Origin of the sequence: Actinomadura chokoriensis, from assembly GCF_039529475.1 — a bacterium.
GTDB lineage: Bacteria > Actinomycetota > Actinomycetes > Streptosporangiales > Streptosporangiaceae > Spirillospora > Spirillospora bangladeshensis.
The window spans coordinates 48,211-62,790 of sequence record NZ_BAAAMW010000023.1; the positions used below are offsets into that span (position 1 = coordinate 48,211).

The following is a 14,580-nucleotide window of genomic DNA, read 5'->3' on the forward strand; positions in this document are numbered from 1 at the left end:
GGGGCCGGGCCCGCGGGGCCGGGCCCAAGCCGCACGCGGGCCTCCGCGCGGAGACCCGTCCGAGGAGGTAGTCATGGCGGACAAGGGAGGCCACCCGGGAGCCCCCGGCAGGGCACCGGAGGCCGGCGGGTGCGACAAGGTGCGCAATGTCGCGCTGGTCGGCCACTCGGGGGCGGGCAAGACCACGCTCGTCGAGGCGCTGCTCGCGGCGACCGGCACCGTGCAGCGGGCCGGCAAGGTCGAGGACGGGACCACGGTCAGCGACTTCGACGAGGTCGAGGTGCGCCAGCAGCGCTCGGTGAACCTCGCGCTCGCCCCGCTCATGCACGGGGACGTCAAGGTCAATCTCATCGACACACCCGGCTACGCCGACTTCGTCGGCGACCTGCGGGCCGGGCTGCGCGCCGCCGACGCGGCGCTGTTCGTGATCTCCGCGGTGGACGGCATCGACGGCCTCACCCGGATGCTGTGGGAGGAGTGCGCGGCGGTGCAGATGCCCCGCGCGGTCGTCATCACCAAGATCGACCAGCAGCGCGGCGACTTCGACGACGTCGTCATGGCCTGCCAGGACGTGTTCGGCGAGGGCGTCGCGCCGCTGTACTTCCCCGCCGCGGACGGGGACGGCGGGCTGAAGGGCCTGATCGGGCTGCTGTCGCAGCGCTGCCTGGACTACTCCACCGGGCGGCGCACCGAGTGCGAGCCCGACCCCGGGTACCTGGAGCAGATCGCCGAGCAGCGCGCGTCGCTGATCGAGGGGATCATCCAGGAGAGCGAGGACGAGACCCTCATGGACAGGTACCTGTCCGGTGAGGACATCGACGTCAAGGCGCTCATCGAGGACCTGGAGACCGCGGTCGCGCGCGGCAGCTTCTACCCCGTCCTCGCGACGTCGGTCCCGCACGGCGACCACCCCGGGCCGGTCGTCGGCATGCTGGAGCTGCTGGAGGTCGTCACGCAGGCGTTCCCCTCGCCGCTGGAGCACGGGATCCCGCCGGTGACGGCGGTGAGCGGCGGGCCGCCGAAGGACCTCGCCTGCGACCCGGCGGGCCCGCTGGTCGCCGAGGTCGTCAAGACCACGTCCGACCCCTACGTGGGGCGGATCTCGCTGGTCCGGGTGTTCTCCGGGACGCTGCGCCCCGACACCACGGTGCACGTGTCCGGGCACGGCATGGCCGACCGCGGGCACGAGGACCACGACGTCGACGAGCGGGTCGGCGCGCTGACCTCCCCGCTGGGCAAGACGCAGCGGACGGCGGCGTCCTGCGGCGCGGGCGACATCTGCGCGGTGGCGAAGCTCGGCCGCGCCGAGACCGGCGACACGCTGTCGGATCCGGGGTCGCCGATGGTGATGGCGCCCTGGTCGATGCCCGACCCGCTGCTGCCGGTCGCGATCCGGGCGAGGTCCAAGGCCGACGACGACAAGCTCAGCCAGGCGCTCGCCCGGCTCGTCGCCGAGGACCCGACGCTCCGGCTGGAGAACAACGCCGAGACGCGGCAGCTGGTGCTGTGGTGCATGGGCGAGGCCCACGCCGACGTGCTGATCGACCGGCTCCGGGCCCGGTACGGCGTCGAGGTCGACCGGGTCGACCTGCGCGTCCCGCTGCGGGAGACGTTCGGCGGGACGGCCAAGGGCCTCGGGCGGCACGTCAAGCAGAGCGGCGGGCACGGCCAGTACGGCATCTGCCACGTCGACGTGGAGCCGCTGCCGTCCGGCGAGGGCTTCGAGTTCGTCGACAAGATCGTCGGCGGGGTCGTGCCGCGGCAGTTCATCCCCTCGGTCGAGAAGGGCGTCCGGCAGCAGATGGCGCGCGGCGTGTCCGCCGGGTACCCGCTGGTCGACATCAAGGTCACCCTCCACGACGGGAAGGCGCACTCGGTCGACTCCTCCGACATGGCGTTCCAGGCGGCCGGGGCGCTCGCGCTGAAGGACGCGGCGAGCCAGGTGCCGATCCTGCTGCTGGAACCCGTCGACGAGGTGGACGTGCTGATCGCCGACGAGTACGTGGGCCCGATCATGTCCGACCTCACCTCGCGGCGCGGCCGGGTGCTGGGCTCCCAGGCGGTGCCCGGCGGCCGCACCATGATCAAGGCCGAGGTGCCGCAGCTGGAGATCGTCCGGTACGCGATCGACCTGCGGTCGATGTCGCAGGGCACCGGCACGTTCAGCCGCACCTTCCTGCGCTACGAGCCGCTCCCGACCCATCTGGCCGACAAGGTCGCCGCCGAGTCGCGCGACGCCTAGTACTCCGCGGCTCGGGCCGCGTCCGCCCCGAGCCCCGCCCGCGTCCGCCGGGCGGGGCTCTAGGCTTGCCGGGTGCATCCTCCTGCCCTCCGGCTGGGGCCGCGCGCGCGGCTCTGGCGGTCACTCGCGGGCGCCGCCGTCGTCGGCGCCCTCTTCTATACCAGCGCGTACGGGAGCAACGACGACTTCCCGCTCGGGCCGATGACGCAGTTCGCCTTCTCGGTGAAGGACGACGGCGGGACGATCAGCTCGTACTGGCTGGAGGCCGACACCGCCGCCGGCACGCACGTGGCGCTGTCCTTCGACGCCGTCGGGACGGGCATGAAGCGCGCCGAGATCGAGGGGCAGATGCCGCGGATCCGCCGGAACCCGTCGCTGCTGCAGGGGATCGCCGACGGGCAGCGCAGGCTGCACCCGGACCGGCCGAGGCTCACCAGGATCTACGTCGTGCAGGAGATCAAGACGTTGAAGGGCGGCAAGGTCGTGTCGGTCATGCGGCAGAACCGCGTCGTCTGGGACGTGAAATGACCGCCGCCGCGACGCCGGAGGCGCCCCGTCCCGTCCGGCCCGCCGGGGACGCGCCCGAGCCGGCCCGCACCGCGTGGGGCCGCTGGTGGTTCGGGCCCGTGCCGCGCGCCCGGATCGCCTGGCTGCGGATCATCGGCTACGTGTTCCTGCCGTTCGACATGCTGGTGCTGACCGGCAGCACGCTGGCGCACGCGCGGCTGCCCGCCGACCTGTACCAGCCGGTGCTGCTCGGCCGGCTCCTGCACCTGCCCGCGCCCACGCCGTGGGCGATGTACACGCTGCTGACGGTGACGGTCGCGGCCGGGTTCGTCGCCATGACCGGCCGGGTGCTGCCCCGCGCGAGCGGCTACCTCGCCGCGTGCGGATACCTGTGGTGGGTCACGATCAGCATGTCGTACGGCAAGGTCGACCACGACCACCTCGCCCTCGTCGTGGCGCTGTTCGTGCTGCCGAGCGTCGGGCGCGCCGGCATCGGCGACACGCGGCGCTGCGAGGCGTCGGCGTGGTCGGTGCGGTGCGTCCAGCTCGGCGTGGTCGCGGCGTACTTCCTGTCGGCGTGGGCGAAGGTGCGGATCGGCGGGTTCCCGGCGTGGCCGAACGGCTCGACCGTCCAGTGGGCGCTGAGCCGGCGGGGGACGCCGCTCGGCCGCAGCCTCATCGACTACCCGGTGATGCTGAAGGCCAGCCAGTGGATCATGTTCCTCGCCGAGGCGCTGTCCCCGGTGATGCTGTTCCTGCGCGGGCGGCCGCTGTACGCGCTGGTGCTGTTCTTCGCCGGGTTCCACGCCGTCACCTACGCGCTGATGACGATCCACTTCCTGCCGCACGCCATCTGGCTCGCGGCTTTCCTGCCGCTGGAGCGGCTGACGCCGCTGCTGCCCGAGCGGCTGCGCGGCGGAACGCCGGCGGCGGTTCAGGCGGCTCCGGTGGAGCCCGCCGCCTGATCGTGGGTCAGGCCTGCGCGCCGGGGCGCCGGTCGGGAGGCAGCATGCACGCCGCCGTCCCGCCCGGCATCCGCTGCCGGTTGTTCGCGACGAGCCGGTACACGGCGTGCGCGACCCAGCTCACCGGCGGGACCCGCATGACGACGCCGGGCACCCGCCAGATGCCGCCGGCGGCCGTCAGCATCCGCCCGATGGCATCGGCGCCGCCGCTGACCCGTCCGGCGCGGTCGACCCACAGCACCTCGTGCCGCGCCCGCTCCGCGGTGGTGCCGAGCGCGTCCAGGTCGGCGAACTGGAACGCGATGACCGTCGCCCGGACGGGCACGTGCCGCTCCAGGAACCGCACCGACGACGTGCAGAACCCGCAGTCGCCGTCGTAGACCAGCACCGGCCTCTCGGGGGCGCTCATGAGACCGGCCAGGCGTCGGCGAGCATCTGCCGGGTGTCGCGCAGCAGCTGGGGCAGCACGCGGGTGTGCCCGACGACCGGCATGAAGTTGGTGTCGCCGCCCCAGCGCGGCACGACGTGCTGGTGCAGGTGGGCCGCGATGCCGGCGCCCGCGACGAGGCCGAGGTTCATGCCGACGTTGAAGCCCTGCGCCCCGCTGCACTTGCGCAGCGCGGTGAGGGCGCGGCGGGTGAACACGGCCAGTTCGACGTACTCCGGCTCCTCCAGCTCGGTGTAGTCGGCGACGTGCCGGTACGGGACGACCATCAGATGCCCCGAGTTGTAGGGGTAGAGGTTCAGCACCGCGAACACCGACTCGCCGCGGGCCACGACGAGGCCGTCCTCGTCGGCCATCTTCGGGATGTCGCAGAACGGGCAGCCGTCGCCCGACCCGGCGCCCGTCGGACGCCCCTCCCCTTTGATGTAGGCCATCCGGTGCGGTGTCCAGAGCCGCTGGAAGTGGTCGGGCGTGCCCGCGCCGCCTCCCTCCTCCTCGAGGCGGGGCGCGCCCTCGCTCTCGGCGCCCGCCCCGGGCGCGTCGCCGCGCCCCTGCTGCGCCACGGACTCCTCCGGCTCTGCGGTCAAGACGGTGGTCTCCTTTTGTTCACGGCCTGACCAGCAGCATAGAGAGGGAGGCGCCCGGGGCAGTAGCCGGGATGCCCTCGCGGCCGCCGCCGCGGCCGTGTCCGGAGGCCGGGGCCCGCGTGACTTTTCCGGGGCGACTCCGACACCATGGTCATCCGAACCGAACCTTGGGAGCGATCATGACCGGGCCCGACAGGCGGCAGACCGAAGGCGTCGAGCCGAGACCGGATCCCGGTTCCGCGCCCTACTTCCCCGGGATGCGGGGACGTCCGGGATCGACACCGCCGCGCGGCACTCCCCTGCCCGCGCCGCCCGCCCCATCGGCGGGGACGCCGCCGGCGGGCGGGGCAGCGGCGGGCGGGGCGTCCCAGGCGACCGCGGTGCCGATGACGATGCACGGCTCCCCCGGCGACGTCACCGTGGCGGTGGAGGGCCGCATCACCGTCGACGACGCGGTGCTGGAGAAGATCGCCGCGCTGGCGGCGCTGGAGGTGGCCGGGGTCGCCGGGCCGGCCCCGGCGGGGACGCGGGTGGCCGCGGACGACGACGAGGCCACGGTCGACCTCGCCATCGCGGTCGAGTACGCCTGCGTGATCAAGGACGTGGCGCAGGCCGTGCAGGCGAACGTGGCGCGGGTGATCGGGCTGATGCTCGGCACGCGGGTCGCCGCGGTCAACGTGTCGGTCGCGGACGTCCGGATGCCGGCGGCGCCGCCCCGGCCGCGCGCCGGCGCGGATCAGACGGTGCGCGCGTAGCAGCTCTGCATGCCGCCGCCGACCGACACCGTGGTGATCTTGACGCGGCCGACCTGGACCGGCTCGACGCCGGTGAAGTGGAAGGTGTGCGGCCGGCCCGCGTTCGCGCTGGCCTGCTGCGACTTCGGCGGGCCGTTCCGCATGATCAGCTCCGCCCGGATCAGGCCGCTGGCGGAGACGGTGACGAGGACGTCCACACCCGTCGCGGTGGCGCGGTAGAAGGCCGTCCCGTCCGGGCACTGGTCGAGGGGGTCGCCGCCGCCCGGCTGCGGGATCTGCGGCCCGCCGCCCTGCCCGCCGGTCCCCGCGGTCGGATACGGCCGGCCGCCGCCGTTCTGCTGCGGCACCGGGTTCGTCGGCGTCACCGGGAGCCCGGACGCGCCGGGGGCGCCGGGCTGCCCGGGCGGGGCGGACGCGGAGGGGCCCGCCGGCCCCTGGGCCCCGGCGGTGCCCTTCTTCCCGTCGTCCATCAGCGGCATGAGGAGCACGATGACGGCGGCGGCGACGAGCAGCAGCGTGCCCGTGTAGCCGGCGATCCGGCCCCACAGCCGCGCCCGCCGGCCCCGCCGCGCGGGCCTCCTCGACTTCATTCCGCTGACTCCCCGTCGTGGCACGTGATCGATGAGGCTACCAACTCCGCGCGGCGGGCACCGCCCGCTCGGACCCGGCCCGCCCGGAACCGGCCCGCTCGGACCCGGCCCGCCCGGACCCGGCGGCTCAGATCTGGACGCGCGCCTCGACGGCCTTGACGATCTCGTCGACCGCCTCGTCGATCGGGACGGCGTTCTTCTGCTCGCCGCTGCGGTACCGGAACGACACGGCGTCCTTGGCCACGTCGTCGTCGCCCGCCAGCAGCATGTAGGGGATCTTCTGCTTCTGCGCGTTGCGGATCTTCTTCTGCATCCGGTCGGAGGAGGTGTCGACCTCGACGCGGATCCCGCGCTCGCGCAGCCGCGCCGCGACCTTCTCCAGGTGCGGGACGTGCGCGTCGCCGATCGGGATGCCGACGGCCTGCACCGGCGACAGCCACGGCGGCATCGCGCCCGCGTAGTGCTCGACCAGCACGCCGAGGAAGCGCTCGACCGACCCGAACAGGGCGCGGTGGATCATCGCCGGGGTCTGCCGGGTGCCGTCGGCGGCCTGGTACTCCAGCCCGAACCGCTTCGGCTGGTTGAAGTCGAGCTGGATGGTGGACAGCTGCCAGGTCCGGCCGATCGCGTCCTTGGCCTGGACGGAGATCTTCGGGCCGTAGAACGCGGCGCCGCCCGGGTCGTCCACGAGCTCGAGCCCGGACTCCTGCGCCGCCTGGCGCAGCGCCTCGGTGGCCTCCGCCCAGTCGGCCTCGTCGCCGATGAACTTGTCGGAGTCGTCGCGGGTGGACAGCTCCAGGTAGAACTCGGAGAGGCCGAAGTCGCGCAGGACGCTCAGCACGAAGCTCAGCAGCGACTTGATCTCGTCGCCCATCTGCTCCTTGGTGGTGTAGATGTGCGAGTCGTCCTGGGTCATGCCGCGCACGCGGGTGAGCCCGTGCACCACGCCCGACTTCTCGTACCGGTACACCGAGCCGAACTCGCAGAGCCGCAGCGGCAGCTCCCGGTAGGACCGGCCGCGCGCCCGGAAGATGAGGTTGTGCATCGGGCAGTTCATCGGCTTGACCCGGTACTCGACCTCGTCGACCTCGAAGGGCGGGAACATGTCCTCGCCGTAGTACGGCAGGTGCCCGGAGATCTCGAACAGCGACGACTTGGTGATGTGCGGGGTGTTGACGAACTCGTAGCCGGCCTCCTGCTGCCGGCGGCGCATGTAGTCCTCCATCTCCTTGCGGATGATGCCGCCCTTGGGGTGGAAGACCGGCAGGCCGCTGCCGAGCTCGGGCGGGAAGGAGAACAGGTCGAGTTCGGCGCCGAGGCGGCGGTGGTCGCGCTTCTCGGCCTCCTCCAGGAACCTCAGGTACTCGTCCTGCTTGTCGCGGGACTCCCACGCGGTGCCGTAGATCCGCTGGAGCTGCGGGTTCTTCTCGCTGCCCCGCCAGTAGGCGCCGCCGGAGCGCATCAGCTTGAACGCGGGGATCACGCGGGTGGACGGCAGGTGCGGGCCGCGGCACAGGTCCTTCCAGCGCAGCTCGCCCGACTTGGCGTCCAGGTTGTCGTAGATGGTCAGCTCGGCACCGCCCACCTCGACGTTCGCGCCGTCGGCGGCGTCCTCGACGGGGCCGGAGCCCTTCAGCCCGATCAGCTCCAGCTTGTAGGGCTCGGCGGCCAGCTCGGCGCGCGCGTCGTCGTCGGAGACGGGGCGCCGGGAGAACCGCTGGCCCTGCTTGACGATCTCGCGCATCCGCTTCTCGATGCGCTTCAGGTCGTCGGGGGTGAACGGCTCGGCGACGTCGAAGTCGTAGTAGAAGCCGTTCTCGACCGGCGGGCCGATGCCCAGCCTGGCCTCGGGGAACAGCTCCTGGACGGCCTGCGCCATCACGTGCGCGGCGGAGTGCCGCATGATCGCGCGGCCGTCGTCGGACCCGATCTCGACGGGCTCGACGGCGTCGCCGTCGTGCAGCTCGCCGGCGAGGTCGCGCAGCTCGCCGTTGACGCGCGCGGCGATCACGGTGCGGCCGTCGGCGTCCAGCGCCTCGCCCGCGGTGGTGCCCGCCGGTACCGCCCGCTCGCCGCCGTCGAGTCTGATGCGCAGTTCGGGCACGGTGGACACGGGTACTCCTCGCGATGGTGGTCTGGGATCAGCGGTTTCCGATGCTATCGACTCGGGCTCTCCCCCGGACGCATCCGGCTCCATCGTGGTGCTCCTCTCCTCGTGGAGGGCCCCCGGGATCGGTCGGAGCGGTCCCCGGAAAGCGGAAGGGCCCCGGGGATCGCTCCCGGGGCCCTTCCGCGTGCAATGTCAGGACATGCCGCTGTCGCGCCGGGAGTGACCCGGCGTCGTCGTCTCTACGGACGCGTACGGCATGCCTTCACTGTAGCCGACGGTGCGCGGCGGCACGCGCCGTTGAGCGGTCGGCGGTCATGCGTGCGCTCTCGGCCCGGCGAGCTTGTCCATGTCCTCCAGCTCGCGCCCCTTCGTCTCGGGGACGGCCCGCATCACGAACAGGAGCGCCAGGACGGAGAACAGCGTGTACAGGCCGTAGGCGAGGCCGAGCGAGAAGCCGGAGATGCCGGGGAACGTCGTGGTGATCACCCAGTTGGCGATCCACTGCGCGGCGGCGGCGACCGCGAGGGCGGAGGCGCGGATGAAGTTGTTGAACATCTCGCCCAGCATCACCCAGACGACCGGCCCCCAGGTCGCGGCGAACGAGGCGACGAAGACGTTGGCGGCGACGAGCGCGATGGGCCCGGCGACGGTTCCGAGGTGCGGCTCGCCGTCCACGACGGGCGCGGTGGCGAAGCAGACCGTCAGGGTGCCGAGGGAGACCGCCATGCCGGCGGCGCCGGCGAGCAGCAGCGGGCGGCGCCCGATCCGGTCCACGAGGGCGATGGCGACCAGCGTGAACGCCACGTTCACGATCGAGTTGATCACCGAGGTGAGCATCGCGTCGTTCTCGGAGAACCCGACCGCCTGCCACAGCGAGGAGGAGTAGTAGAAGATCACGTTGATGCCGACGAACTGCTGGAAGACCGACAGCAGGATGCCGACCCAGACGATCGGCAGCAGCCCGAGCCGGTTCCCGCGCAGGTCGCCGAGGCGGACCGGCCGGTCCTCGGCGATCGACCGGACGATCTCCCTGATCTTGGCGTCGACGTCCCCGTGGCCCATGACCCGCAGCAGCACCCGCCGGGCCTCGGCCGTCCGGCGCCGCTTGACCAGGTAGCGGGGCGACTCGGGGATCGTCAGGGCGATCACCCCGTACAGGACGGCGGGCACGGTGGCGCTGGCGAACATCCAGCGCCAGGCGTCGCCGCCCCAGGGGAACGTCCCGGACGCGCCGCCGTCCGACACCCGGGCGATGACGTAGTCGATGACGAGCGCGGCGAAGATGCCGAGGACGATCGCCATCTGCTGCAGGGAGCCGAGCCGGCCGCGCAGGTTCGCGGGGGCGATCTCGGCGATGTAGGCGGGCGCGATCACGGACGCGGCGCCGATGGCGAGCCCGCCGACCAGCCGCCAGGCGGTCAGGTCGACGGCGTTGAAGGCCAGCGCCGAGCCGACCGAGCTGATCACGAACAGCGCGGACGCGATGAGCATCACCCGCACGCGGCCGATCCGGTCGCCGATGGGCCCGGCGAACCAGGCGCCGACGGCGCAGCCGAGCAGCGCCGACGACACGACGAACCCGACGGCGAAGTCGCTCAGCCCGAACTTGCCCTGGAGTGCGTCGACGGTCCCGTTGATGACCGAGGAGTCGTAGCCGAACAGGAAGCCGCCGAGGGCGGCGGCTCCGGCGAGCAGCGCGGCGGTCGCCGTCGCGTGCGGGGCGCCGTCGCGCTCCGCGCCCCCCAGATCCTCGCCGTCCGATGGTCGCGGCTGGCTGCCCGAGGTCGTCATGGGCCCTGATCTTCCCCGCGAGACGGACCTTATGCGGAGTCTTGAACGTCGCTCAGTCGCGGACGGCGACGCCGAGGACGTGCGGTGAGGCGGGGTTGCCGCGTCCGGCGGGGAAATCGAACCGCCGCTCGGCCCGCACCGTGAAGCCCGACCCGGCGATCCAGTCGGGCGTGGGCCGGGACACGTGGCAGCCGGCGGCGAGGAACGGCCACACCACGTCGGCGTACCGCTGGAACCGCGCCTTCCCGGGCTCGTCGCCCCGGATGTGCTCGTAGTAGCGCAGCTCACCGCCCGGTCTGAGGACGCGCCTCAACTCGGCCAGGGCGCGGATCGGGTCGCGCACCGAGCACAGCACGAGCGAGGCGACCGCCACGTCGAACGAGGCGTCGTCCACGTCGAGGTCCTCGGCGACGCCGGGGCGCACCGTGACGGGGACGGGCGCGCGGCCGGCGGCGTGGTCGGCCTTGGCGCGCAGCCGCGGCTCGGGTTCGAGCGCGACGACCTCGGTGACCTCCGGCGGGTAGTGCGGGAAGTTGGCCCCGTATCCGGCGCCCACCTCCAGCACGCGGCCGGAGGCGCCGGCGAGCAGTTCGGCGCGGTGCGCGTCCCCGCCCGCCCGGGCGCAGCCGGCGTCCAGCCGCGGGTAGAGCCGGGCGAAGATCGGATGGCTCAGGTCGCTCATGCCCGCAGTCTCCGCCGCCGCCCCGCGCCGCCGCAAGATCGCCTCGCGGCCGCGCCGCCCGGCGGTGATACCGGAGAGGCGGGCCGCATCTCCCTCCCGCGGGTCAGGCCGCCGCGGCCCCGCGGGCTCTAGGCTCCAGATCAAATGAACGATCCAGACCGCTCCGCGCCCGCCGGCCGCACCCGGCTGGTGGCCGGCGTCCGCTCCGCCCTGCTGCCCGGCGGGGACGGCCCGCCCGTGACCCTGCTGCCGGACCGCCCGCTGCTGCGCGTCCCGATCCTGGTCCTGCTCGCCGCGCTGACGATCGGCTTCACCGCGGGCTCCATCGCCATCGCGATCGAGGCGTACCACGTGAACACCGGGCTGGCCTGGCCGCTCGGGGTGCTGCAGGCCGCGCCGCTGATCTTCGCCGCCCGGTGGCCGCTGGCCGCCTGGCGGATCGCGGCGCTCGGCCTGCTGCTCACGGTGTTCGTCCGGCACGGCACCGGGTTCATGCCGTGGCCCGTCACCGCGATCCTGGCCCTCGTCGTCATCCTGTTCTTCACCGGCGTCGGCGCGGACCGGCAGACCACCGTGGGCGTCGGCGCGGTGACCGTGGCCGGGGTGCTGGTGCCCGCCGTGCTGTTCGGCATGCCGGGCTGGTTCGCGACGATCCTCGCGGGGATCGCCGCGGTCGCGCTGACGTTCGGCGACGCGGTCGGCGGGCGGCACTCCGCGGTGGAGGAGCTGCGCCGCCGCGAGGAGCAGCACCGGCAGGACCTGGCCCGGCAGGCGGTCCTGGAGGAGCGCGCCCGCATCGCCCGCGAACTGCACGACGTGGTCGCGCACCACATGTCGGTGATCGCGATGCAGGCGGAGGCCGCCCCCTACAAGATCCCCGACCTGCCGGACGCCGCGCTCCAGACGTTCGGGGTGGTGCGGGACGCGGCGCGCGAGGCGCTCACCGAGACCCGCCGCGTCGTGGGGCTGCTGCGCGCGGACGGCGAGGGCGCCGAGCGCGCCCCGCAGCCCGGCCTGGACCGGCTGGACGACCTGGTCGCCGCCGCCCGCCGCTCCGGGCTGTCGGTGGCGACCGCCGTGGTCGGCATGCCGCGCCCGCTGAACGCGGGGGTGGACCTGTCGGCGTACCGGATCGTGCAGGAGTCGCTGAGCAACGCCTCCCGGTACGCGCCGGGCTCCCGCGTCCACGTCGAGGTGAGGTACGGGCCCGAGGCGCTGGCGGTGACGGTCACCGACGACGGCGCCCGCACCACGCCGGAGGAGTCGCAGGGCGGCGGCCACGGCCTGGTCGGGATGCGCGAGCGGGTGACCATGCTGGGCGGCGCCCTGGACGCCGGCCCGCAGGACGGCGGCGGCTGGGCCGTCACGGCCGAACTGCCCTACGGGGACGCGGACTGAGCGCAGCGCGCCGGCGGTCCGGGGGACGTCCTCCGGAGGACAAGCGATCTTCGCCGCCGTAGGGTTGGCGGCGTGACGATTCGGGTGCTGATCGCCGACGACCAGGTGATGATCCGCGACGGGCTCGCGGCGCTGCTGTCCTCCGACCCGGAGATCGAGGTGGTGGGGCAGGCGGGCAACGGCCGCGAGGCCGTGGAGATGGGCCGCAGGCTCGACCCGGACGTGATCGTGATGGACATCCGGATGCCGGAGATGGACGGCCTCGCCGCCACCGCCGAGCTGGTCGGCGAGCCCGCCCGGGACGCCGACCCGGCGGAGGCGCGGCCGAAGGTGCTCGTCCTCACCACCTTCGACCTGGACGAGTACGTCTACGAGGCGCTCGGCGCGGGCGCCAGCGGGTTCCTGCTGAAGGACGCCTCGGCGGCCGACCTGGTGAACGGGGTGCGGATCGTCGCGGCGGGCGACGCGCTGCTGGCCCCGTCCATCACCCGGCGGCTGATCGGCGACTTCGCGCGGCGGCGCCGGCACCAGCGGCCGAGCCCGCAGGCGACCGCGGGGCTGACGCCGCGCGAGCTGGACGTGCTGCGGCTCATGGCGCGCGGGCTGTCCAACGCCGAGATCGCCGCCGAGCTGGTGCTGGCCGAGCAGACGATCAAGACGCACGTCGGGCACGTCCTGACCAAGCTGGCGCTGCGCGACCGCACCCAGGCCGTCGTGTACGCCTACGAGAACGGCCTCGTCGGTTGACCGGGGCCGGCTAGCGGGACGGGTCGAGCACGAGCTTGCCGGTGGTGCGGCGCGCCCGCATGTCCTCGTGCGCGCGGCGCGCCTCGCTCAGCCCGTACTCGCCGCCGCCGATGACGCGGAGCCGGCCGTCGGCGGCGAGGTCGAACAGCTCGCCGAGCGCGGTGCGCATCACGTCGCCGGGCAGCTGGAAGACGTGCGCCAGCCACATGCCGGAGATCGTGGCGGAGTGCGCCATCAGCGTGGCCGGGCGGACGGGCGACGGCTCCTTGCGCGACGCCATGCCGTAGAAGGCGAGGCGCCCGAACGGGGCGAGGGCGCGCAGGCTCTGGTCGGTGACCGTGCCGCCGGTCATCTCCAGGACGGTGTCGACGCGCCGGCCGCCGTTGGCGTCGATCAGCGCGTCCTTCAGGTCGGGCTCGTTGGCGTCGATCGCGACGTCGGCGCCGAGGTCGAGGGCGAGGTCGCGCTTCTCCTTGGAGGAGGCGGTCGCGATGACCCGCCCGGCGCCCCACGCCTTGGCGAGCTGGACGGCGAGCGTGCCGACCCCGCCGGCGGCGGCGTGCACGACGACGGACTCGCCGGGCGCGAGGTGGACGCTGCGGCGCAGCAGCACCCACGCGGACGCGCCCTGCACGATCATGCCGAGCGCGGTGACGTCGTCGATCGCGTCGGGGACGTCCCAGGCCAGCGCCTCGGGCGCGACGGCCTTCTCGGCGTAGCCGCCGGTGCCGACGAGCGCGACGACGCGGCGGCCGTCGCCGGTGGTGCCGACGACCTCGCCGCCCGGCACCATCGGCAGCGTGGACGCCGACAGGTAGCTGTTCTCGGCCTGGTGGGTGTCGGCGTAGTTGACCCCGGCCCGCGAGACGTCCACGAGCAGGTGCCCGGGGCCGGCGGACGGCTCGGGCAGCTCGGTGACGGTCAGGACCTCGGGCCCGCCGAACTCGGTGATCTGGATCGCGCGCATGTCTCTCCTGTCGGTCTCGGCGGACGGCTCAGCGGGGGCCGGGGACGCCGCGGAACGTGAACGGCCCGGACGGTCGGCCCGGCACCACGTACCACGCTTCGCCCGCGCCGTCTGCCTCCAGGATGCCCATGAACGCCTCGACGACGTCTGACACGTCCAGGATCGGGAAGCCGGTCTCCTGGAGATGCCCCTTCAGCGGGGTGAGGATGTCGGTGTCGGCGAACGAGGGGCACAGGGCGTTCACCCGGATGCCCTCCTCGGCGTAGGTGGGGCCGAGCGCGCGGACGAGCCCGACGACGGCCGCCTTGTTGGCGCCGTAGACGGGGTCGAACGGCGTCGCGGTGAGCGCCGCCATACTGGCGGTGCAGACGATGTCGCCGCCGCCGCGGGCGCGCAGCGCGGGCAGCGCGGCGTGCGCGCCGAACACGACGCCGTCGAGGTTGATGCCCATGGCCCGCCGGTAGGCGGCGAGGTCGAAGTCGTCGCCGACTCCCCCGCCGCCGGCGACGCCCGCGTTGAGGAACGCGACGTCCAGGCCGCCGAAGCGCTCGACGGCGGTCGCGACGGCGGCCTCGCTGTCGGCGGGCTCGCGCACGTCGCAGCGGACGAACGCGCCGTCCAGCTCCTTCGCGAGCGCGTCCCCGGCCTCGGCGTCGACGTCGGCGAGGACGACCCGGGCGCCCTCGCGGGCCAGCCGGCGCGCCACCGCGGCCCCGATGCCGTTGGATCCGCCCGTGATCAGCGCGACCTTGCCCGTGCCGTCGAAGCCGGTGCCGTCGAAGGCTGCCATGGGA

General features: G+C 73.7%; 14 protein-coding genes. 6 read left to right on the forward strand and 8 right to left on the reverse strand.

The features are described 5' to 3' along the window. The first annotated feature begins 73 nt into the window (after positions 1–73). From ABFX46_RS34410 to ABFX46_RS34420, 3 genes are all read left to right on the forward strand, one after another. Complete coding sequence (locus ABFX46_RS34410; RefSeq protein ID WP_346048105.1) at positions 74–2,242, forward strand: elongation factor G-like protein EF-G2; 2,169 nt, start codon at positions 74–76, stop codon at positions 2,240–2,242. Between the two features lie 72 nt (positions 2,243–2,314). Next, a complete protein-coding gene (locus ABFX46_RS34415; RefSeq protein ID WP_346048106.1) occupies positions 2,315–2,770 on the forward strand; it encodes a hypothetical protein in 456 nt (151 codons plus the stop codon). Continuing rightward, complete coding sequence (locus ABFX46_RS34420; protein WP_346048107.1) at positions 2,767–3,714, forward strand: hypothetical protein; 948 nt, start codon at positions 2,767–2,769, stop codon at positions 3,712–3,714. Before ABFX46_RS34415 ends, ABFX46_RS34420 begins: the two co-directional genes overlap by 4 nt. Positions 3,715–3,721: 7 nt before the next feature. Here the strand turns inward: ABFX46_RS34420 and ABFX46_RS34425 are convergent, their stop codons facing one another. Together ABFX46_RS34425 and ABFX46_RS34430 are read right to left on the reverse strand one after the other, a co-directional pair. Then, the gene (locus tag ABFX46_RS34425) at positions 3,722–4,123 is read right to left on the reverse strand and encodes a thiol-disulfide oxidoreductase DCC family protein (RefSeq protein ID WP_346048108.1); all 402 of its coding nucleotides are present in this window, start codon (positions 4,121–4,123) and stop codon (positions 3,722–3,724) included. Further along, positions 4,120–4,746: an HIT family protein gene (locus tag ABFX46_RS34430; RefSeq protein WP_346048109.1), complete on the reverse strand. Its 627-nt coding sequence runs from the start codon at positions 4,744–4,746 to the stop codon at positions 4,120–4,122. Before ABFX46_RS34430 ends, ABFX46_RS34425 begins: the two co-directional genes overlap by 4 nt. A 179-nt stretch (positions 4,747–4,925) precedes the next feature. Between ABFX46_RS34430 and ABFX46_RS34435 the strand changes: the two genes are divergently transcribed. Beyond that, a complete protein-coding gene (locus ABFX46_RS34435; RefSeq protein WP_346048110.1) occupies positions 4,926–5,501 on the forward strand; it encodes an Asp23/Gls24 family envelope stress response protein in 576 nt (191 codons plus the stop codon). Here the strand turns inward: ABFX46_RS34435 and ABFX46_RS34440 are convergent. From ABFX46_RS34440 to ABFX46_RS34455, 4 genes are all read right to left on the reverse strand, one after another. Further along, complete coding sequence (locus tag ABFX46_RS34440) at positions 5,483–6,091, reverse strand: hypothetical protein (protein ID WP_346048111.1); 609 nt, start codon at positions 6,089–6,091, stop codon at positions 5,483–5,485. The two genes, ABFX46_RS34435 and ABFX46_RS34440, sit on opposite strands and share 19 nt — an antisense overlap. A gap of 127 nt (positions 6,092–6,218) precedes the next feature. Beyond that, complete coding sequence (gene thrS, locus ABFX46_RS34445) at positions 6,219–8,204, reverse strand: threonine--tRNA ligase (RefSeq protein ID WP_346048113.1); 1,986 nt, start codon at positions 8,202–8,204, stop codon at positions 6,219–6,221. A gap of 309 nt (positions 8,205–8,513) precedes the next feature. Continuing rightward, on the reverse strand, positions 8,514–9,992 hold the full coding sequence (locus ABFX46_RS34450; protein WP_346048114.1) for a sugar porter family MFS transporter: 1,479 nt from the start codon (positions 9,990–9,992) through the stop codon (positions 8,514–8,516). Positions 9,993–10,044: 52 nt separating this feature from the next. Then, complete coding sequence (locus tag ABFX46_RS34455) at positions 10,045–10,674, reverse strand: class I SAM-dependent methyltransferase (protein ID WP_346048115.1); 630 nt, start codon at positions 10,672–10,674, stop codon at positions 10,045–10,047. Positions 10,675–10,818: 144 nt separating this feature from the next. Between ABFX46_RS34455 and ABFX46_RS34460 the strand changes: the two genes are divergently transcribed. Together ABFX46_RS34460 and ABFX46_RS34465 are read left to right on the forward strand one after the other, a co-directional pair. Further along, on the forward strand, positions 10,819–12,072 hold the full coding sequence (locus ABFX46_RS34460) for a sensor histidine kinase (RefSeq protein ID WP_346048116.1): 1,254 nt from the start codon (positions 10,819–10,821) through the stop codon (positions 12,070–12,072). 72 nt (positions 12,073–12,144) lie between these two features. Further along, positions 12,145–12,819 (forward strand): response regulator, encoded by a 675-nt coding sequence (locus ABFX46_RS34465; protein WP_163054262.1) that lies wholly within the window; start codon positions 12,145–12,147, stop codon positions 12,817–12,819. Positions 12,820–12,829: 10 nt separating this feature from the next. Here the strand turns inward: ABFX46_RS34465 and ABFX46_RS34470 are convergent, their stop codons facing one another. Both ABFX46_RS34470 and ABFX46_RS34475 read right to left on the reverse strand, forming a co-directional pair. Continuing rightward, positions 12,830–13,786 (reverse strand): quinone oxidoreductase family protein, encoded by a 957-nt coding sequence (locus tag ABFX46_RS34470; protein WP_346048118.1) that lies wholly within the window; start codon positions 13,784–13,786, stop codon positions 12,830–12,832. Between the two features lie 28 nt (positions 13,787–13,814). After that, positions 13,815–14,576, reverse strand: coding sequence for an SDR family oxidoreductase (locus tag ABFX46_RS34475; RefSeq protein WP_346048119.1), 762 nt, complete (start codon positions 14,574–14,576; stop codon positions 13,815–13,817). Between the last annotated feature and the right edge of the window lie 4 nt (positions 14,577–14,580).

What these genes read in the sequence shown, in the direction of transcription:
- ABFX46_RS34470 (WP_346048118.1), bottom strand. Translation starts at nt 13,786, where the DNA reads ATGCGCGCGATCCAGATCACCGAGTTCGGCGGGCCCGAGGTCCTGACC.
- ABFX46_RS34425 (WP_346048108.1), bottom strand. Translation starts at nt 4,123, where the DNA reads ATGAGCGCCCCCGAGAGGCCGGTGCTGGTCTACGACGGCGACTGCGGG.
- ABFX46_RS34410 (WP_346048105.1), top strand. Translation starts at nt 74, where the DNA reads ATGGCGGACAAGGGAGGCCACCCGGGAGCCCCCGGCAGGGCACCGGAG.
- ABFX46_RS34440 (WP_346048111.1), bottom strand. Translation starts at nt 6,091, where the DNA reads ATGAAGTCGAGGAGGCCCGCGCGGCGGGGCCGGCGGGCGCGGCTGTGG.
- ABFX46_RS34460 (WP_346048116.1), top strand. Translation starts at nt 10,819, where the DNA reads ATGAACGATCCAGACCGCTCCGCGCCCGCCGGCCGCACCCGGCTGGTG.
- ABFX46_RS34450 (WP_346048114.1), bottom strand. Translation starts at nt 9,992, where the DNA reads ATGACGACCTCGGGCAGCCAGCCGCGACCATCGGACGGCGAGGATCTG.
- ABFX46_RS34420 (WP_346048107.1), top strand. Translation starts at nt 2,767, where the DNA reads ATGACCGCCGCCGCGACGCCGGAGGCGCCCCGTCCCGTCCGGCCCGCC.
- ABFX46_RS34455 (WP_346048115.1), bottom strand. Translation starts at nt 10,674, where the DNA reads ATGAGCGACCTGAGCCATCCGATCTTCGCCCGGCTCTACCCGCGGCTG.
- ABFX46_RS34475 (WP_346048119.1), bottom strand. Translation starts at nt 14,576, where the DNA reads ATGGCAGCCTTCGACGGCACCGGCTTCGACGGCACGGGCAAGGTCGCG.
- ABFX46_RS34435 (WP_346048110.1), top strand. Translation starts at nt 4,926, where the DNA reads ATGACCGGGCCCGACAGGCGGCAGACCGAAGGCGTCGAGCCGAGACCG.